Raw genomic sequence first — 17,830 nt, forward strand, 5'->3', positions numbered from 1 at the left:
TGTTTTAGTATTACCATGAATAATTTTTATTATAATTTAATAACTTACGCAATATGATAAAAACAATATAAGAATGCGTATATATTGTACGTGGTCATGCGGGAAGGGTTATTAAACAGGTTAATCTCGATAGAGGACGGATCGGTGAGCAAGGGACCGCTGACGCCAAAAAGCGTTCTGGGGATTAAAGAACAGTTCAAAGCCAATCCATGTTTCCCACTCGGAATGGGCCGAGGATCTCCCCATTGAGATATTCGCTCCCAGGGCCAGGTGGCGTGTCAGAAGTTTCCAGGCCTCAAAATTTACGGAGTAGGCCAGTCTGGAATTGGTTTCTCCCTGATAGCGACCCTGAAACTCGTCAAGGGCGGCGGAGTTCAAGGCGGTCGTGGGTTCATTGCCAAGGGGGTACCGGGGGCTGTCTGAGGTTCGTTCGGTCATCCAACCGACAGAAAGTTGAAGATCCAGCCAATAGTCCTCGCAGACAGGCGTTTTAATTCTGAAAATAGGGCCGCCCGACACCATAAAATCCGGGCTGTAATATCCGCCATGACCATAGGTAAAAAAGTTTGTATTGTTTTCAAACCCCATGCCGGCAAGGTATAGGCCATAGGTGATATCAAAGTGGTTGTTCCAGGGCAGGCTTTGTCCCACAGCGGTATTTACATGCCAGGCGCTGTTGTCCCCTACATTCTCTCCCCGGAAGATGTCAGCCCCGGCTCTGGTGCTCAACCAGTATCGGCTTCCCAGATCAAATGATTTGGCTGCTTCAAAGCCGTTTTTGACAACCCGTCCCCATGGTTCGTTGCCAAAGGGATCTTCAAGACCGGTATAGGACAGGATGGATTCCGTGACACTGGTTCTGTGTATTTCAAATTCCCATTTGTCCATTTCCGCCTTGACGCTAAAGACCGGAGTCACCTCCACTGGGCCATTCATGGGAGACGTGCCCACAAGGAGATCCCACAGGATCGGTCCCTCCTTCTTCCACCCAACGGCCAGGTGGGAGACCGTCTCGTCTGTTGTAACGGGGGCCAACGGTTCTTGTCCGTTCAGGTATCGGTAAAAACTGCCCACACTATAGATCGGAGGGGCGGAACCGCTCGACAGGCGGTTTGATTTAAAAGAGACACTCCATTGGTAGCCGGGGGAATAGGGAACGACCAATTGCGCTATAAAAGCGGTTTCATCCAGTTGGGATGTCCCCTCATCCCCATCCTTGCTTCTATAACGGGTGGCCACGTGAATCCTTGGGGAATCTGCATTGGTAAAACATCTGTCGGGCTCATCTGTTGTCTGGGATGCTAAAATCGGACTGTTATGATTATAATAATAGGCCGCGGCTTCTGATTTAAGGGGTTGAGACGCTTCAGCGGCCAGCCGCCGGGCCAATTGCCATCCTTTTTTTGTGTCACCGTCACTGTAAAGGGAAAGAAGCTGTTGGGCCACAGCGGGCGAACCGGTCTTGTCAAACAGCCCTTCAAAAACGACCATGAGCATGTCTGCCCGTGCCTTGTCCCCCCTGGCCAGAGCGTCCTGTGCCATGGCATGGTAAACAAGGGCTTTGAGTTCAAGGATTTTTTTTGTTTCCTTGATCTGATCCGCCTCCATGAGCACGGCAGCTTCATCAAACCGTTTTAATTGATAGAGGCTATAGCCCCGTCCAAGGACATGGTCCATATTTTCTGGTTCCAGGGCCATCAGTTGCTGAAAACACAAGATTGCACGGTCATAGTCGTTCGTGTGGTAAAAATGCCAGCCGGACTCGGTTAGGCCAACGCGATTACCGGGGTCTAAATCAAGAATTTGTTTGATCACAACCATGCGGCTGTTCGATCCTGGGGGAAACGTATTCAGAGTTGATTGCAAAAGCCGTATCTTCAGGCGTTTCATTTCCTTGGCATATGGATCCACGGATAGCCCCGGGTGCTGTTTGATCTGCTGATTGACCATAGCCAGTGCCGTTTCAGGGGAAAATGCACCGGGAAGTCCGCTCAAAATCCCCATGAGTGCAGGAAGTGTTTCAGCAAGCTTGTATTTTTTTTCAACCAGGGCATTTAAAATGGCCATCGCTGATTGTGTCCGCCCTGATTTAAGGCGGGTGTAAGCAAGGCCGAGCAGGGCCTCACTGGACAGGGCCGCCTCACCACCGGATGAGATTTTTAAAAAGAGTGCGTCGGCTTTTGAATATTGACCATTATTGTAGTAGTTCCAGGCGGTTGACATGTCCTGGGTTTGACCTGAATTCGCCGTCTGGACGGGCCAGGTGAACGTCAGTGTAACAAGGCAGAAAACTGTCAGCAGCAATCGATGTATTTTCATGGGGTGACCCCTGTCATGGCAAGTAAATACAAGGTGTTGGAATAATAATCATCGGGTTCATACGTAATCTTGGCGGTTGCCTTGGCAAGCAAGTCATCGGCAGCAGCCTTGTGTCCGATTAATTTTGAACACAGTCCCATGATTGCATAAAATCCTGCCGGCGCTTCTTTGAGTGAAATGGTTTCATCAAAAAGATTCACCGACAACGGAAGATAGTTGAGCTGTTCAGCCAGCGTCAAATACGATTTAAACGATTCAAGGGCCGTGGTCTCTTTGGCCAGTGCCAGGTAAAGGGGCACACGGATGGCTTCGTATCCGAACCGTCCTTTTTTATTGTCGACCATGGACGGTTGACCGGCTTTATCCAGGGTCACCCAGTCCGCCGGCAGTTTTAAACGGGTATAGGAGGACCGGAGGGACAACTGCAAACAGTCTGCGTAAAGGCGCTCCCAGAAAACCGCATCATCTGATCGGGCAAACATAGCAAAGGCCGGATAGACAAAATAGCTGGGGTTTAGTTTGATCTCGTCTCCATGGTCGAACCCGAAATAGCTGGGCAGAAGCAGGCTTTTCTTGCGCTGGACAACCAGCAGCTGTTTTACGGTTTTTATAATTTCCAGGGCGGATGCCGTGTAGTCCGGGCGATGCCATTTTTCCCCGGCGTCCATCAAAGCCCAGGCAATCAGGATATCTCCGTCCGTTGCATTGTTATAGTCAATGACGCCCCAGTCTCCGGTGACGCGTTTGCCCCAGCTCCAGGCAAAAAGTGCATCCTGTCTTACCTTAAGATTGAGCTGTGTCCAGTTGTTGATGGTCTGGAATGTGGATTTATCGTTGTTGCTCAGCGCCAGCAGCAGGCCGTAACCCTGGCCCTCTGAATGGCTTATTCGGTTCTGATGGTAATCAATAACACGTCCATCACTGGAGATGAAGTGTGCCTTATAATAGGCCCAGGTGCCGGGCTGGGCATCGCTCTGGCCGCTAAAGGATAAGAGCGCAATTACCACGGCCAGCAGTGTTTTTTTCATTCTATTCATCAACAATTCTCCGGCGTTTTCTTCGTTTCAGAAGAATATAAATCAAAAGGGCCGTTGCCAGGGAGAGTCCCAGCAAAAGAAGAATAAACTGTTTCGGATAGGTGTTGGTGTAATACTCGATAAAAGGAGTTGAACTCACGTTCCCAAGATAATAACTCGGGCCTAGTTTCAATGCCGTTGTTTTATAGGCGGAGTCGGAAAGATCAATGAGCAGGGTGTCCCCACTGCTGGAAGACTGTAACCCATTATCCCAGAGAGCCTTTCCGGCAGCCGCCATATCATCAAGGGTATGGGCTGTCAGCATCATCACGGTTCTGTCCTTTTTAAACGGAGACTGAAATTGCATCAATGCCGCCCGGTTGACCATCAGAAAGGGGTCGAAACGTGTGACCACAAGCTGGGTATCCTGGAAGGAGACATCAACCACCCTGGCGCCTTTATGCCCAAGGAGTTTAGACCAGAAGCCCTCGTCTTGCCCGGGATCATATCCCCTGGGGCGGGTCAGATGGGGATAACGCAAGGCGCCCGATGGTGAGAGATCCAATGGGGCCCTGGTTGAATAAAGGTCGGGAATGGTATCTGCCGTTGATACGAGAAGAATATTCTTGTCAGATGTTTCAGGCGGTGTCAGCCGCCAGGAGGCTTCCAGGGGAGGAAAACCTGTTTTCTGGGCGGCCAGTGCCACCAGGTTCAGGGCGGTGAGGAACGATTGCCGGGTTTTGTCAGGAACGACAATCGTTGTGTTTCTCATATCCGGGAACCGGCCAAAGGGAAATCCATCTATCATAAAGGCTTTGAGTTGGGGCATCTCGATCCACTGGTCAATGGTTGGCAACGAAAAAGTGGAATCATCAAACAGGGTCAGTCTGAGGTTGCCGGTTTGTATCATGGTGCAATTATCCGTTATCAGGGGCGTGAGGACGGGCGAAAACGTGAGCGTGTTGTATCCGGGCTTCATGGAGGAGAGGAGCAGCCGGATCTTGTAATGACTGTAGTTGCCGCCGGATTGGTCGCTGCAGGGGATGGCCGCAACAAATTTGTCGTTCAACAGGATATTCATGACAGAATCTGTGCGCATGTTGGCACCATAGGCCAAATTCAGTGAAAGGAAGGCCTGGCTGTTGGGGGGGAGGTAACTGTCAGAGGCAAGTCGAAACCCGAACCCCTGGGGAACAGGGTGGGTCCCCTTGAATGTTGTTGTGGAGAATCCCAGGTTTGACAGGGTATACGCTTTGTTCTGAGTCAGTCCGTTTTTCAGTGTATACGGGTCTATTTCCGGAATGATCAACTCTCGCACAAAGGCCCGGGGGCTGTCGGGCAGGGGCAGCGAAACAAGGGAAAATGCTTTTGCCGCTTCCAGGACATCGTCCCAGTCCTTGCCGGTTACAATCACAAGGCAATGGGTTGGATCGGTCAGGAGTTTGGGCTGACCCGATTCCATTATTTTTTTCAGGGGCAGACGGCGGATGGACAGCAACGGTCCGTTGGCGCTCCAATCGGCATCCAGGAGATCCAGGGGGGCCAGCCGGGTTTTTATAAAGGCTTCAGGTCCCACGAGAATCGTATCCATGCCTGACCGAAAGTCATCGGTTGATGCAAAGGGCACCCCCCGGTAGTCATAGCGCAGAGCCACCCCAGAAGCGCACAGGGCAACCGGTTTCATGGCCGCCTCCGTGACCTTGGGAAAGATCAGGTTCACAGGGGGAACCGCCGGGTTTCTAGGATCAAAAAGAAAATCGGAGATGGCCGAAAGCCTTTCAGGAACGGATTTCAGGGTGACATCAAATGAAATTTTAGCCTCAGACAGTTCCACCCATGTCCACAGTTCAGGGGCAGAGGGGTCTTCACAGTTTCCTTGAACAGAATGCTGGGCCACCTCAAATCGGAACGGATGGTAACCGGGTGTCAACAGCTTGACCGGTATGGGAACGCTGACAAGCCCCTGGGGGGTCTGGGGATCCAGACGCACCTGGGCAAGCGGATTTCCATTTAAGGAAAAGACCAGGCGAGACCTGCTTTTAATCAAGGCGGTGGAATTTGTGTAGCCAAAGGAGAGAATGGCCTTGTTGATTGACCACCGCCGGGGAATAGGCAGGCTGAATTCATACTTATCCGTGTTGCCATTGACCCCCTCAAGGCGGATGTTTTCCACCTGCAGGATCTCTTTTAAAGGAAGATCAATAATTTGAGCCTGCAAATTTGGGGGAATGGCAAACACCATGATCAGTAATACGAACTGGCTGAATCGTTTCATAATTTTTTTCTCTTTCCTTGAATAAATGATGTCGTCATACCCGATAAAATGATAAAAAGTTTCCGGGTCAGGATGCGCCATACGCCTTTGAAATTAAATACGGCCCCGTGGATTCCAATTTTCAATATTCTGAACAACCCGACAATGTTGCTGACGGGTTTCGCCAGACGGCCCTGCCCTCTTAACTGCCATCGGCTGCTATCGCCGTAGACAAAATTGATAATTTCAGTTCGTATTTCAGGATCATTACCCTGGAACTCACAGCCCAACAGGGTATGCTGTCCCTGCTGCCGGCTGTTGACAACCGTGGCCGGGAGGACAAATTGTTTTCCGTAACTGTCCCTGGTGTGGAGGGTGATCGTACCCGACATCCAGTTTCGTTCCGATGCCGCCACGAGAATGCCGGCCCCAGAAATTGAAAGGTCTATGATCTTTGCTGACAGCCTGGTTTCATTGCCTGTGATTTCAAGTTCAACCGCCTCGTTGGTTGGGTAACGGTGCATTCTTCTGACCTGGCGTTTTTCCCATACCACCCCAAGGCAGGAGAGCAAAATAATCATATTAAAGGTGTTCCATGCCATGCACAGGGCAATGGAATCGCCCAGCCAGGGCATTGTTACCCATTTGTATATGCCCACCAGATAGGCCAGAAAAGCGGTAAACAGCATCAGGTAAAACGGCACCGCCAGGTGGCTTAAAAAATCCTCATGGAGAGACACGCCCTTGGGCGTAACTTTAAAAACCGGGGATCGGGGATTGGCAATGGCTGAGATAATGGCCGGCAGAAGATAAATACTCTGAATGGTTTCGTAGAGCTCAGAAAAAAACGGATGCCTGAATTTTCCAAAGAGATAATTGGACAGAAAATAGGCCGCCACCAGATGGGGACCCGCATAGGCAAAGACCTGGACCAGAGAGGCATTATAGATGCGCAGGCCGAAAAAGAGCAGCACCAGGGGGGAAAAAAAGAAAATAACCCGTGCAATGCTGAAGAACCAAAAAAAACAGGTATTAAAATAACAAATCTTCTGGTAGAGGGAGAGTCCTTTTTGAAACAATGGATTCTTAAGAATAAAAATCTGGATCATACCCTGGGCCCAGCGGCTGCGTTGGAGGATAAAATCATCAAATGTTTCCGGCGTCAGGCCAATGATCAACGGTTCGTTCAGGTAAGCACTGTTGTACCCTCGTGCGTGCAGCTCAAGTGCTGTCTCAGCATCTTCGGTTATGGTATCGCCCGCAATGCCCCCCACTTCCATGAGGTACTTGCGGCGGATCACCGCTGCGGACCCACAGAAAAATGAGGCATTCCAGAAATCAAGCCCCGGATGAATCGCCCCGTAAAACATTTCGTTTTCACTGGGGCCTTGTCTGAAAATCCCAAGATTTTTTTCAACCGGGTCCGGGTTGATAAAGAAATGGGGGGTTTGCAGCAAAAATAGTTTGGGGTCCTGGTTAAAAAATCCAACAGTCTTTTCGAGAAAATTGCGTGCCGGCACATGGTCGCAGTCTAAAATCAGGATCAGTTCCCCGCAGCCTTGTTCTATTCCATGGTTGACACATGAAATCTGATCAAAGGCCTCCTCATCCAGTCGACATTCACAGCTCATAAAGGTTTCGTTGATATTTCCGGCTTTGGCGTGGCGGTTTTCGTCCCGGGTGGCATAGATGATGCCCAGTTCCCCGGCCAGGGTCTTGAGGTTTTCGGCTCTTTGTATGGCCCCGGCGGCTTTTTCAGGGTCAGGGTCGCTGCGTTTTTGAACGGTCCCACCGTCATCGAGTATGTATATGTTCAGCCGGTCTCTGGGGTAGAACATCTGGGTGCATGCAATGGCTGTGATTTTCACCACATCTTCAGGTTCATTGTAGGTGGGAATATAAACATCAATGGTGGGAAGGTCTTCCGGGGATTCCGGCAACCCGGGGGATTTTCGGGTGATGGGCCAAGCATTTACAAACATGCCCAGCAGATAGACCATGATGCCATAGGTTTCGGCAAGGTAGAGCAAAATGGCAAAAACCGAATCCATGGGCCCCACAAATGTAAGTGTCACCGTGGTTCTGAAAATCCAGTACCGAAGGCTCAAAAAGCAGCAAAGAACCATGATAAAAATTTTGACAAACCGGCTCAGCCGGCTGGGCAGTTTGGATGCGACAAAGATAAAGGCCAGAAGGGAAAGGCCAAGGATCGCCTGGTGGTTAAGGGAGAGAAACGCCGATGCCGCAATAATATAGGTAAGGATGAGCAGTGAGCCCCCTCCCCACAGTCCAATGGATGCGAAACGGTGTCCCAGGTTTTTTCGCTGTGATGATTCGTGTGTATATAGTCCAACGGTGGATCCGGAAAAATCGTCTATTTGGGGGGTGGGCCTATTTTTTGTCAAATTATAACCTCTACCCTGCGAATTTTGATCATACGCCTGCCCGCCTTGCATACCCAGCCCACGTATTTTTTTTATCGCTTTTTCTGCGGTTTCAAGAATAGACGGCTTCTTCTTTTGATGCCGTCATAATGGATGATCTTGTGCAATTTAAACAGTGTACCCAATGGTCTCCCATGGTTCCCACGAGATTGTTTGATTTACAAAATGGGCACGATTTTAGTTTCATGATCCCATTACCCCCATTTCAATACCGTTTACAGTATACAGATAGATGTCTTCTGGATATGAAAAATCGAATGGCACAAAGCCGATGGCTGGGTATGATTTGACGTTATGACTGTTGGATAATAAAGCGGTTAGAATTGTTTTTTTCATGGGTTTGGTCTTTTTGCCGTCTTTGATAACTGTGATAATCTGCTCCATTTTGAGCCTCCTTTATTACAGAATTAAAATATTTATTTAATTATAGGTATAGACATTACAAGTTTTGTGCCAGCAATAAAAAAGTAAAAATGCTTGTATTTCAGTTAGTTAAAAAACGTTACTTTTTGAATTTTAGGGCAGATTGTCTCTATTTTAGGACAAATTTATTGTCTGGGATGTATTGACCAACTGAAATCATAGATTAATTTCAGCAAACCATAAGGCTTGTCGCAAAAAAGGGGCAGTCGCAAAAGAGGGACATCGATTAATTCTCTTTTAAATCATATTGTTACATAAGGCGATAAAACTGTACTCTTGAAAGACTGGATATAGACATCAATGGTGGGAAGTGGCGTAGGATTTTTTCCCCGTATCCCCTTGGCCCCAACGGCTCGTTCCCTTGGGGTGCTATATCCATTTTCGATAAAGCCGGTTCACGGTGAGGTCCAGCACCACAAATAAAAACACCGGCAGCAGGATAAAAAGCAAGGTTAATCCCGATGCCAGGGACCAGTCCGACGAATTGAGAAAGGGAAACAGATACCCGGAATAGGAGGGCACCGATCCCCCGCCAATGAGAAAGACCAGAAAATAATCGGAAAATGCCACCAGAAACACGATGGAAGCCCCGGCGGTGAGGGCGGGCAGCAGCATGGGGATCTCAATTCCCCAGAGAATCTGCCAGAATCCTGCCCCCAAATTCCTGGCACACACAAGGGTATCGGGGTGGATGGTTTTATATCCGGAAATCAGGGCTCTCAACATATAGGGATAGCTGTAAACCGAAAGAATTAAGGCCACCCCGAAGTGGGTATCGGCAAGGCCCAGTCGGATGAAAATGATATGAATGCCCACAGAAAAGGTCATGACGGGCAGCACCGCTGGCGCCAACAGCAAGCTTTCCACCAGCTTTTTCCCTTTGAAATCAGCCCGGCTTAAAAATTGCGCCGGCACCAGGGAATAGCACACCGACAGCACCACCGCCACAATGGAGTATAAAAAAGAGGACCCCAAATGGGTGAGAATCTTATAGCCATTGGCTTTAAAATAGGTCAGGGTGCGAAAGTTCATGGTGTCGGGTATCAGGGAGGGGAAGGTCCAGCGCCCTGCAAAGCTGTATATCACCAACACCACCAGGGGAAACAAAAACAAAAACCACAGCCCCGCCACCTTGAGTTGATCTCTGTTCACATCCCCCCCTTGTCCAGCTTATTGCTTATTTTAAAATAAAGGTAGGCCAACAATGAGGAAACCAAAAACAGAATCACCAGCAGCGCCATGGCCACCGGCCGTTGGGACAGGTCATGCTTGAAGTAGTAGTCGTATACCTGCAAGCTGAGCATGCCAGGGCTACTGTTGCCCAGGATATAGGGAATTTCAAAGGCACCAAAACTGTAAATAAACAAAATCAGAAACGTGGTGGTCAAGGTCTCTTTCAGGTGGGGCAGCACCACAAAAAAAAAGATGCGTATCTCTCCTGCCCCCAGTTGCCGGGCGGTCTGGAGGTAGCGCTTGTCAAACTTCATCAACACGGAAACGGCCATCAACGCCACAAAGGAGGTCTCTTTGATGCTGTAAGCGATGATCTCCCCCACGCCGTAGCGGCTGAAAATCAGGTTGGGGAATTCTTCCATGGTCGCTGTGATCCCCAGGTGGTAACACAGGGAAGAGAAAACACCGGATCGGCTTAAAAAAATCATGGTAATAAAGGCTACGGCAATGTGGGGCAGCACCAGGGGGATCTTGTAGACTACGGTTTTGCTTTTCAGTCCCAGGGGCAGTTTCCACATGGTGTAGGCAAGCAGGGTGCCCAAAACCGTGGCAATGGTGGACGAGACAAAGGCCACATAAAACGAAAAGAGGATTGACACCAGAAAGTGACTGTGGGTCAAGACTATTTTGTACGCCGTCCACATGGAGGTGTAATGGACAAGGGGATTCATCATCCCCAGGGACTGGAGTCCGGTGAGAACAATGCCGCCGGCAAAGAACAGCACAAAGGGCAGCAATGCCGGCAGCAGTTTGTAATAGGGTTTCATGGGGTGATGGACTATTCTTTTCCCAAAATGATTCGCAGCCAGTCGGCTTCAAGCCGGGAGAGATAGGCCGATGGAATCTCCGGCACCCCATGCTGGTTCAGCACATCAAGGGGCAGAGTGGCCACACCCAGGTCCAGTTTGGCAAAGGCTTTCTTTGATGTATCATCCAGCTTTGCCATGTCCAGCACCGTGAAATCTCCCCAGTTTTTGGGGGTGTTTTTGGACAGTTGGGCGGCGGGTGATGCCAGGAAATCAGCCGTGACCATGGCGCCGGCAATGTTGGGGGCATTAAAGGCAATGGCGGTGAAGTGGGTGTTGTAAATGGACCCGCCGCTCATCACAAAGGTGCGGACTGTGTCGGGATATTTTCCCTCCGTGATCTTGCTGGAAGCGTTGGCCTGGTGATAGGACATGTTCAGGGACACCTCCCCCCTTTCAAACAACAAATCCAAGGCGGCGATATCCTTGGGATAGGCGGCTGCCTTTTGCCATAGATAGGGCTTTATCTCTTTAAGGTATGCCCATAAATCCTTGGATTTTTCCACATAGAGCTGTTCGTCAAAGCCGTTCATATATTGTTCATGGCCGCCGGTGGTGGCGTAGAACGCCTGGCGGATAAAGGCAGATCCCGTGAAATCAGGAGGCTGGGGGTAGGTAAATTTTCCGGGATTTTCCATGATCCAGGTTTTGAGCGATGCAAAGCTGTTGGGCGGGGTGGGGATTTTGGCCGCATCATAGATAAAGACAAACTGGGCCTTACCATAGGGCACTTCATAGTTTTCAACGGGAAACCCGAAATCAAAGGCAACACTTTTTGCATCAATATACTGGGTGACGCTGGGCAGTTTATTGGCCACCGGTCCATGAAGAAGATCGGCTTCCCGGGCATTTTTAAAATTCTCTCCGTTGATCCACATGAGATCAATAGCGCCTTTCTTTTTGCCCGCCTGTTTTTCCGTGAGAAGTTTGTTCACAAACACCGACGCATCCATGGGAACCCGGTTCAAGGTGATGTCAAATTTGTCTTTCAAAGAGTGGGCCACATAGCCGTCCACCCAGGCGTTGATGGTGGCTGATCCGCCCCACATGTAGAAGTTCACCGAGGTGCCCCGGGCTTGCTTTAAGGCCTGGTCATAGGTTAAGGGGACCTGCTCCGGGCTTTGCGCCTGGCAGGAAAAGAGGAAAAGAACCCCACAAAAAATCATTGCCCATTTTTTCATTTGTTTCTCCTTATGGTGCGCCATAATTAAAAAATATTGAGAGATCGGTGATGAAACTTAGCATTATTTTATAGTCTCTTTGAGAATGCGACGGATGCTAAGATCGACCCTTTCTCCTGTCTTTAAATGATTGCCCAGACTGCTGATGTGAAAATTTAACCCATTTTTCTGGATATGATACCGGATAGTGGTGCCAAAGAAAACGATCTCTTTGATTTTCCATTTCCCCTGGGGATTGGCAGATAAGGTGGCGGCTTCGGCACGAAAATAATAGCGATATGTATGAAAATCAAACCTCTCGCCAATGTCAAGGGCAACGTCAATATGGGCAATGGCCTTGGGGGTCACAACGTTGACCTGGCCCAGAAAAGAAGCCGCCTTGATCGAAATGGGTTCATGGAAAATCTTACTCACCGCATCAAACTGAACAAGCTTGCCTTCCAGTATCACCCCGATCTTGTCGGACATGTGAAAGGCCTCTTCCTGGTCGTGCATGACAGAAATGGTGGTGGTGCCAAATCGCTTCTGGGTGCTATGGATGAATGCGGCGGTTTCCGCCTTGAGGTTTTTATCCAGATTGGCAAAGGGTTCATCCAAAAGCAAAATGGAAGGGTTGATGACCATGGCCCGGGCCAGTGCCGCCCGCTGCTGCTGGCCGGCACTCAATGCCTTGGGATATTGATCCATTTTCTCTTTGATCTGAAAGCAATCCAGCATCTCCATTACCCGTTCCCGGATGCGAATTTTATTGGTTTTTGCGGCCCTCAGCCCAAAGGCGACATTGTCAAACACGGTCATGTTGGGAAACAGCAAAAAATCCTGGAACACCATGACCGCCGGGTTTTTTTCCTTGTGACGGTTGTTGAACAAGATCTCTCCGGAATCCGGGGTTTCCAACCCTGCAATGATCTTTAAAAGGGTGGTCTTGCCCACGCCGGATGGTCCCACAAACGAGATGATTTCGCCTTGGTTCGCAGTAAAATTAATATTTTTCAGCAATTTTTTCCCTTCAAAGGATTTGTGCAATTGCTTTACTTCAAAAAACATTCAATGTTCTCCAGGTAGCTCTTGATCTTGTTAAAGGTGGTGTCATGGGTCAGCGTTCTCTGACTGCCTGTATACTCATACCAGGCCATGAGACACCAGCTTAAAGCCCGCAGCAGAATGGTTTTTTCAAGGAGGGTGGTTTTAAACTCCAGCGCTTCAAAGGAAAGCCCAGGCAAGATCAAGTTGTAATACTGTTTTAGAAAATGGATGCGCTGGTCGGGGGTAAACCTGAAATCTGACTTCCACAGGGTGGTGGTGGGAATGATAAAGTGGGCAAGGTCCTGGTACCGACAGGAGATCACTGCCTTTTCCCAATCCACCAGAAAGCCCTTGTTTTCCTGGATGATAAAGTTGCCGGAGTTGACCTCTGTGTTGACAATGCAAAGGGGTTCTTGCTTAAAGAGATCCCCATGGGTTTGCCCCAGGGTTAATATTTGTTCATGGTATGCTTGAAGACGTGTTTTTTCTTTTTTTAAGGGATGGTTGGCAAAACGATTGATGAGGCCAATACTTTCACGGGCAATATCCCCCACTGGATCCGCCTGGCAGATCAGGGGGGGAAGGGTCTCCCCGGCCAAAGCGGTTTCAGGGTTCAGGGGCAGCGGCAGGGAATGGATGGCGGCAAATATGTTGGGCACCGTTGAAAGGTCCCGTTTAAAATCAAAGGGCCGGCCGTCAATAAAGGCCATGAGCAACACTCCCCCCAGGGCCGTATCCGAAGCCACCTGAAAAACAGCGGGGGTAACCCCCGAAGGCGCCACCGTCTGTAGCACATGGAACTCATAGAGGATCTGATCTTGTGGGTTAGTTTGATTGAGCTGACTGCCGTGGTTAATGCGAAAGACATATTGATGATCTTTGGATGCGACCACATAATTTTCATTGTACTCGCCGGCGGCCAGGAACGACACCTTTTCCACGGTTTCAAGCCAGCCTCGGCCCAGAATGATCTCTTTAATCTGCCTGTAGGTTTCCTCTTGCTTCATAGAACAGCCTTTCCATGGTTAATACCCCAATGTGGACAGTGGATACCGCAGCCAACCGTAACAAAAATCAGCCGTTCTGGCAATGTCCCGGAAAAAAAGAGTCCTTTGAACTTGAAAGGAGGTTATTTCATTTTGGAGAGATCCTATTTCCCCAAGGCAAGGGGGACGTCATTGCATTTGCCCGGCAATAAATTTTTCAAACCCCTCCTTTTCCTTTGCAAGTGCTTTTTCCATGGTGGTCTGGTTTCGTGCATTAATCAGGCGTCTCATTGTCTGAAGGTGGTCAGCAGTCACATTACAGATATTATGGGCCATCTGCAGGGCTCTTGGCATCAGCATTGAAAGATGAACCATTTCATTTACAAGTCCCCATTGAAGGGCTGTGGCCGCAGAAATAAATTCACAGCCAAATGACATCTGCCGCGCCCGCCTCTGGCCGATGGCCTGCTGAAGCAGCTGGGTCATCCCCCACCCCGGATGGATTCCTACTTTGGCATGGGTGTCGGCAAAAGAGGCATTTTCCGAGGCAATCATAAAATCACAGTTCAGGGCAATCTCAAACCCTCCGGTAATGGCATGGCCGTTGACGGCACAGATCAAAGGCTTTGTGCAATTTGAGAAAATTTCGGGCATGTCCTTTTTGTCGCCTCTTGGATCAAAAAGATTCTCCGTTGCAAGGGCGGACAGATCAATGCCGGCGCAAAAGGATTTCCCCTTCCCCGTAATCACGCCGACCCGGATGGTTTTGGATGCTTCAATCTTTTCGATGGCGTCATAGAGCCCTGTCAGCAAGGCTTGATTTATTGAATTTCGTTTTTCCGGCCGGTTCAAGGTGACCACTGCCACCTGGTTTTCAACATTAAAAAGGATAGGTGTGTCCATGGGTTTCTCCTATTCAAACACTTGTTTTATTTGTCATTATTACCCAGCTGAGAGGCCAGGACTGCCGCACCAATGGCCCCTTTCTCCTGGGGGGGCTCAGATTGAGGAAAAAGCAGATCAATAGCTTGAGAGCCTGTATGTTCCATACCTGTTTACAGGTCATACTAATGATGGCAATTGTCACGTATAGATATAGCATTTTATTTTTCTCCTCCCTGGAAGAGAGCGTCCAGGGCCGGAAGAAAAATATCCACAAGGGTCTGATGGACCCATTGGTAATAGGAATCTGAATCCGGATCCAGGTGAAGAAGCCAGGCCGCGCTCTCCGGGGTTCCCAGGTAGTAAAACAACAGGGCATTGAAACTGTCGGTAAGGCGGCAGAGATCCTCATGGGAGGCCTTGAATTTCAGGGAGCCGGCCATCTGTTCCCGGACCGATTCCACGGTATCGATGAACCGGGTTCTTCCGGGAACGGTTTCCACTGTTTCAGCCGAAAGGTTCAGCAATAAAATTCTGAAGGTCCAGGGTTTTTGACGTGAAAACTCAATGAGCCTGGTGACATAGAGGGAAAAGCCATGGGCCCGGTCCATAGTCCTTACCTCAAGAACAGCCATTTTGGCAGCCTGGTAAAGGTCGGCACAAATACTTTGGGCGACAGCATCAAAAAGGTCTCCCTTGGTGGAGAAATAATACCGAATCAGGGCATGGGGAACCCCGCCCTGGGTTGCAATCATCCGGATTGAAGCTGCTGTGTATGATTTTTGGGCAAATACATGGATGGCGGCATCCAGAATGGCCTGCCGGGTCTGTTTGGCATCTGTTTTCTTTTTCTTCATTCCGTGTTCATTCTCCAATTTTGGATAGCCTAATCTATCACAGGGTCGGCCGGGATTCAACTTTTTTATACACTTGTACAAAAACCTGTTGACACCGGGCGCGGCCCATGAGAAGTATTTGTACGATTGTACAATATTATTCAAAGGAGAAAAAAATGGGAGACGAAATCTATACCCGGCTGCGGGAACATATCGACAGTATGCCGGCCGGATACCCGGCCACTGATTCCGGTGCTGAGATCAAAATGTTGAAAAAATTTTATACCCCCCTCCAGGCCCAGATTGCCTTGAGCATCGGCCCCATGCCGGAAACCGCCCAGGCCATTGCCGCACGCCTTGATATGGATGAGAAAGAAGCGGTGACACAAATCCAGACCATGGCATCCCAGGGAAGCCTGTTCAGGATTACCACTCCCGACGGTGCCCTGTTTCGCCATCCCAATTTCATCATGGGGCTCTACGAATGGCATGTCCATGCCGTGGACAAAGAAGTGGCCGAACTGGCAGATGATATTTACGAAGGCCTGTTTGAACATCATTGGAAAAATCGGAAGACCAAACAGCTCAGGGTGGTGCCCGTAGGAACCTCTGTCTCGGGTAAAGATACAGTAAAAAGCTATGACATGATCCGTGACCTGGTCAAAGGGCCGGGAAAAGGCCCCTATGCCGTAGCCCCCTGTATCTGCCGGGTGGAGCAGATCAAAAAGGGCAACGAGGTCACCCGCCCCTTGGAGACCTGTCTGACCTTCGGCCTGGTGGCCCAGTACTATATTGAAAATGGGATCGGCAAGCCCCTGACCCAGGATCAGCTCATGGAAAAAATTGACGAATGCGAAGCGGCCAACCTGGTCCCTTTCAGCACCAATTCCAAGGAGATTGTCAACATGTGCATGTGCGACAAGGATTCTTGTCAATTGTTCCGGAATCTGGGCAAATTTCCCAAACCTGCACAAGAGGTCCATGCTGCCTTCCATGCCGCCATTGATGCCGATGCCTGCATTGGTTGTAAAAAATGCTCGAAAAAATGCCAGATTGATGCCATCGTTCAGACTGATATCCCGGCCGCCAAAAAAAGATTTGTCCAGCGAGTGGATACAGACCGCTGTATCGGCTGCGGTCTGTGTGTGGGAACCTGCCCCCAGAACGCCATCACCATGGTCGAAAATGCGGTGTTCCCGGATGTCCCGGACAATGCCATTGAGATGAGTGTCCGCATGGCAAAGGAAAGGATGGCCATCGCAGCCGCAAGCAAAGAAATGGCATAAATTACAGAGAGGGCCCAGGGAGGGTCTTCAATTTGATACCGGAGGATAAAAAATGAGCAACCCGATTTTCAGAACACTACAAGAAAGGCTGGATCAGTATTCAATGGGATTTCCAAAGACTGAATCCGGTATTGAAATCAAAATCCTGGAAAAATTGTTTTCAATTGATGATGCCAAAATGTTCCTTCAACTGAGCCCCATGCTTGAAACCCCCGATAAAGTCTCTTCAAGAGTTGGAAAATCCCCGGAGGAAACATCCGGCATCCTGGCGGATATGGCCCAAAGAGGGCTGCTCTTTTCCCTTAAAAAAGGGGATCTGATCCGGTACGGAGCGATTCCCTTTGTACACGGGCTTTTCGAATTTCAGATCAACAAAATGGACCGGGAACTGGCCGCCATGGTCCGCCAATATATGGATGAGGAGTTCAAGGATGCCCTGTCCTCTTCCCTGGCTGATTTTTTACGGGTGATTCCGGTCCATAAATCATTGGAGACCCGGACCCAGGTGGCAGCCTATGAAGATGCCATCCAAATTCTGGAAAAATCCGATCCCATCGTTATCTCAGACTGCTCCTGCCGGAAATCTGCCAGGCTCATCGGCAACGCCTGTGAAAAGCCGATCGAAGTTTGTTTCATGCTCGGGTCCATGGGGCAATACTACCTGGACCATGACATGGGACGCAAAATAGATATTAAAGAGGCCGGAGAAATCCTGACCATGGCCCATGACGCGGGACTTATCACCCAGCCGGCCACCTCACAGAACCCCAGCGGCATGTGCAATTGCTGCGGGGACTGCTGCGGCCCGTTAACCTCTCTCAAGGGTCATCCCAAACCGGCGGAATTGGTTTTTTCCAACCATTATGCTAGGGTGGACGAGGCGCTTTGTACCGGGTGTGAAACCTGCCTGGAAAGGTGCCAGATGGATGCGATCTTCATCAATGAAGATGTGCATGCTGTGGTGAATAGAGACAGATGTATCGGCTGCGGTCTCTGCGTCACCACCTGCCCCACCGAGGCCATTGTCCTTGAGCAAAAAGATGAACAGACCTACCAGGTCCCCCCAAAAAGCAGCCTTGAACAGATGATGACCATGGCACAAAAAAGAGGCGTAATATAAACAACATCTAATACCAGG

At 49.6% G+C, this 17,830-nt stretch carries 14 protein-coding genes; 2 read left to right on the forward strand and 12 right to left on the reverse strand.

All coding sequences use genetic code 11. From position 1 onward, the window contains the following. Nucleotides 1-120: 120 nt before the first annotated feature. The 12 genes from ACZ45G_RS25335 to ACZ45G_RS25390 all read right to left on the reverse strand — a co-directional run bounded on the left by ACZ45G_RS25335 (nt 121) and on the right by ACZ45G_RS25390 (nt 15,427). Complete coding sequence (locus tag ACZ45G_RS25335; protein ID WP_464173355.1) at nt 121-2,319, reverse strand: cellulose synthase subunit BcsC-related outer membrane protein; 2,199 nt, start codon at nt 2,317-2,319, stop codon at nt 121-123. Continuing rightward, nucleotides 2,316-3,356 carry a glycosyl hydrolase family 8 gene (locus ACZ45G_RS25340; RefSeq protein ID WP_464173356.1) on the reverse strand — a complete coding sequence of 347 codons (1,041 nt, stop codon included), beginning with the start codon at nt 3,354-3,356 and terminating at the stop codon, nt 2,316-2,318. The genes ACZ45G_RS25335 and ACZ45G_RS25340 overlap by 4 nt, the downstream gene beginning before the upstream one ends. Continuing rightward, nucleotides 3,349-5,610, reverse strand: coding sequence for a cellulose biosynthesis cyclic di-GMP-binding regulatory protein BcsB (locus tag ACZ45G_RS25345; RefSeq protein WP_464173357.1), 2,262 nt, complete (start codon nt 5,608-5,610; stop codon nt 3,349-3,351). The genes ACZ45G_RS25340 and ACZ45G_RS25345 overlap by 8 nt, the downstream gene beginning before the upstream one ends. Continuing rightward, nucleotides 5,607-7,994, reverse strand: coding sequence for a glycosyltransferase family 2 protein (locus tag ACZ45G_RS25350; protein ID WP_464173359.1), 2,388 nt, complete (start codon nt 7,992-7,994; stop codon nt 5,607-5,609). Before ACZ45G_RS25350 ends, ACZ45G_RS25345 begins: the two co-directional genes overlap by 4 nt. A 222-nt stretch (nt 7,995-8,216) precedes the next feature. Then, complete coding sequence (locus tag ACZ45G_RS25355; protein ID WP_464173360.1) at nt 8,217-8,417, reverse strand: hypothetical protein; 201 nt, start codon at nt 8,415-8,417, stop codon at nt 8,217-8,219. Nucleotides 8,418-8,825: 408 nt separating this feature from the next. Beyond that, on the reverse strand, nt 8,826-9,608 hold the full coding sequence (locus tag ACZ45G_RS25360; protein WP_464173361.1) for an ABC transporter permease: 783 nt from the start codon (nt 9,606-9,608) through the stop codon (nt 8,826-8,828). Next, a complete protein-coding gene (locus ACZ45G_RS25365) occupies nt 9,605-10,456 on the reverse strand; it encodes an ABC transporter permease (protein ID WP_464173363.1) in 852 nt (283 codons plus the stop codon). Before ACZ45G_RS25365 ends, ACZ45G_RS25360 begins: the two co-directional genes overlap by 4 nt. An 11-nt stretch (nt 10,457-10,467) precedes the next feature. Next, the gene (locus ACZ45G_RS25370; protein ID WP_464173364.1) at nt 10,468-11,676 is read right to left on the reverse strand and encodes an ABC transporter substrate-binding protein; all 1,209 of its coding nucleotides are present in this window, start codon (nt 11,674-11,676) and stop codon (nt 10,468-10,470) included. A 63-nt stretch (nt 11,677-11,739) separates the two neighbouring features. Continuing rightward, nucleotides 11,740-12,723 carry an ABC transporter ATP-binding protein gene (locus ACZ45G_RS25375; RefSeq protein ID WP_464173365.1) on the reverse strand — a complete coding sequence of 328 codons (984 nt, stop codon included), beginning with the start codon at nt 12,721-12,723 and terminating at the stop codon, nt 11,740-11,742. Continuing rightward, the gene (locus ACZ45G_RS25380) at nt 12,708-13,709 is read right to left on the reverse strand and encodes an aminoglycoside phosphotransferase family protein (RefSeq protein WP_464173367.1); all 1,002 of its coding nucleotides are present in this window, start codon (nt 13,707-13,709) and stop codon (nt 12,708-12,710) included. Before ACZ45G_RS25380 ends, ACZ45G_RS25375 begins: the two co-directional genes overlap by 16 nt. A gap of 168 nt (nt 13,710-13,877) precedes the next feature. Continuing rightward, nucleotides 13,878-14,591 carry an enoyl-CoA hydratase gene (locus ACZ45G_RS25385; protein ID WP_464173368.1) on the reverse strand — a complete coding sequence of 238 codons (714 nt, stop codon included), beginning with the start codon at nt 14,589-14,591 and terminating at the stop codon, nt 13,878-13,880. A 200-nt stretch (nt 14,592-14,791) separates the two neighbouring features. Continuing rightward, nucleotides 14,792-15,427: a TetR/AcrR family transcriptional regulator gene (locus ACZ45G_RS25390; RefSeq protein ID WP_464173369.1), complete on the reverse strand. Its 636-nt coding sequence runs from the start codon at nt 15,425-15,427 to the stop codon at nt 14,792-14,794. A 155-nt stretch (nt 15,428-15,582) separates the two neighbouring features. Between ACZ45G_RS25390 and ACZ45G_RS25395 the strand changes: the two genes are divergently transcribed. Both ACZ45G_RS25395 and ACZ45G_RS25400 read left to right on the forward strand, forming a co-directional pair. After that, nucleotides 15,583-16,692 carry a 4Fe-4S binding protein gene (locus tag ACZ45G_RS25395; protein WP_464173371.1) on the forward strand — a complete coding sequence of 370 codons (1,110 nt, stop codon included), beginning with the start codon at nt 15,583-15,585 and terminating at the stop codon, nt 16,690-16,692. A gap of 52 nt (nt 16,693-16,744) precedes the next feature. Next, a complete protein-coding gene (locus ACZ45G_RS25400; RefSeq protein WP_464173372.1) occupies nt 16,745-17,812 on the forward strand; it encodes a 4Fe-4S binding protein in 1,068 nt (355 codons plus the stop codon). Nucleotides 17,813-17,830 lie beyond the last annotated feature (18 nt).

Source organism: Desulfoconvexum algidum (assembly GCF_055382125.1).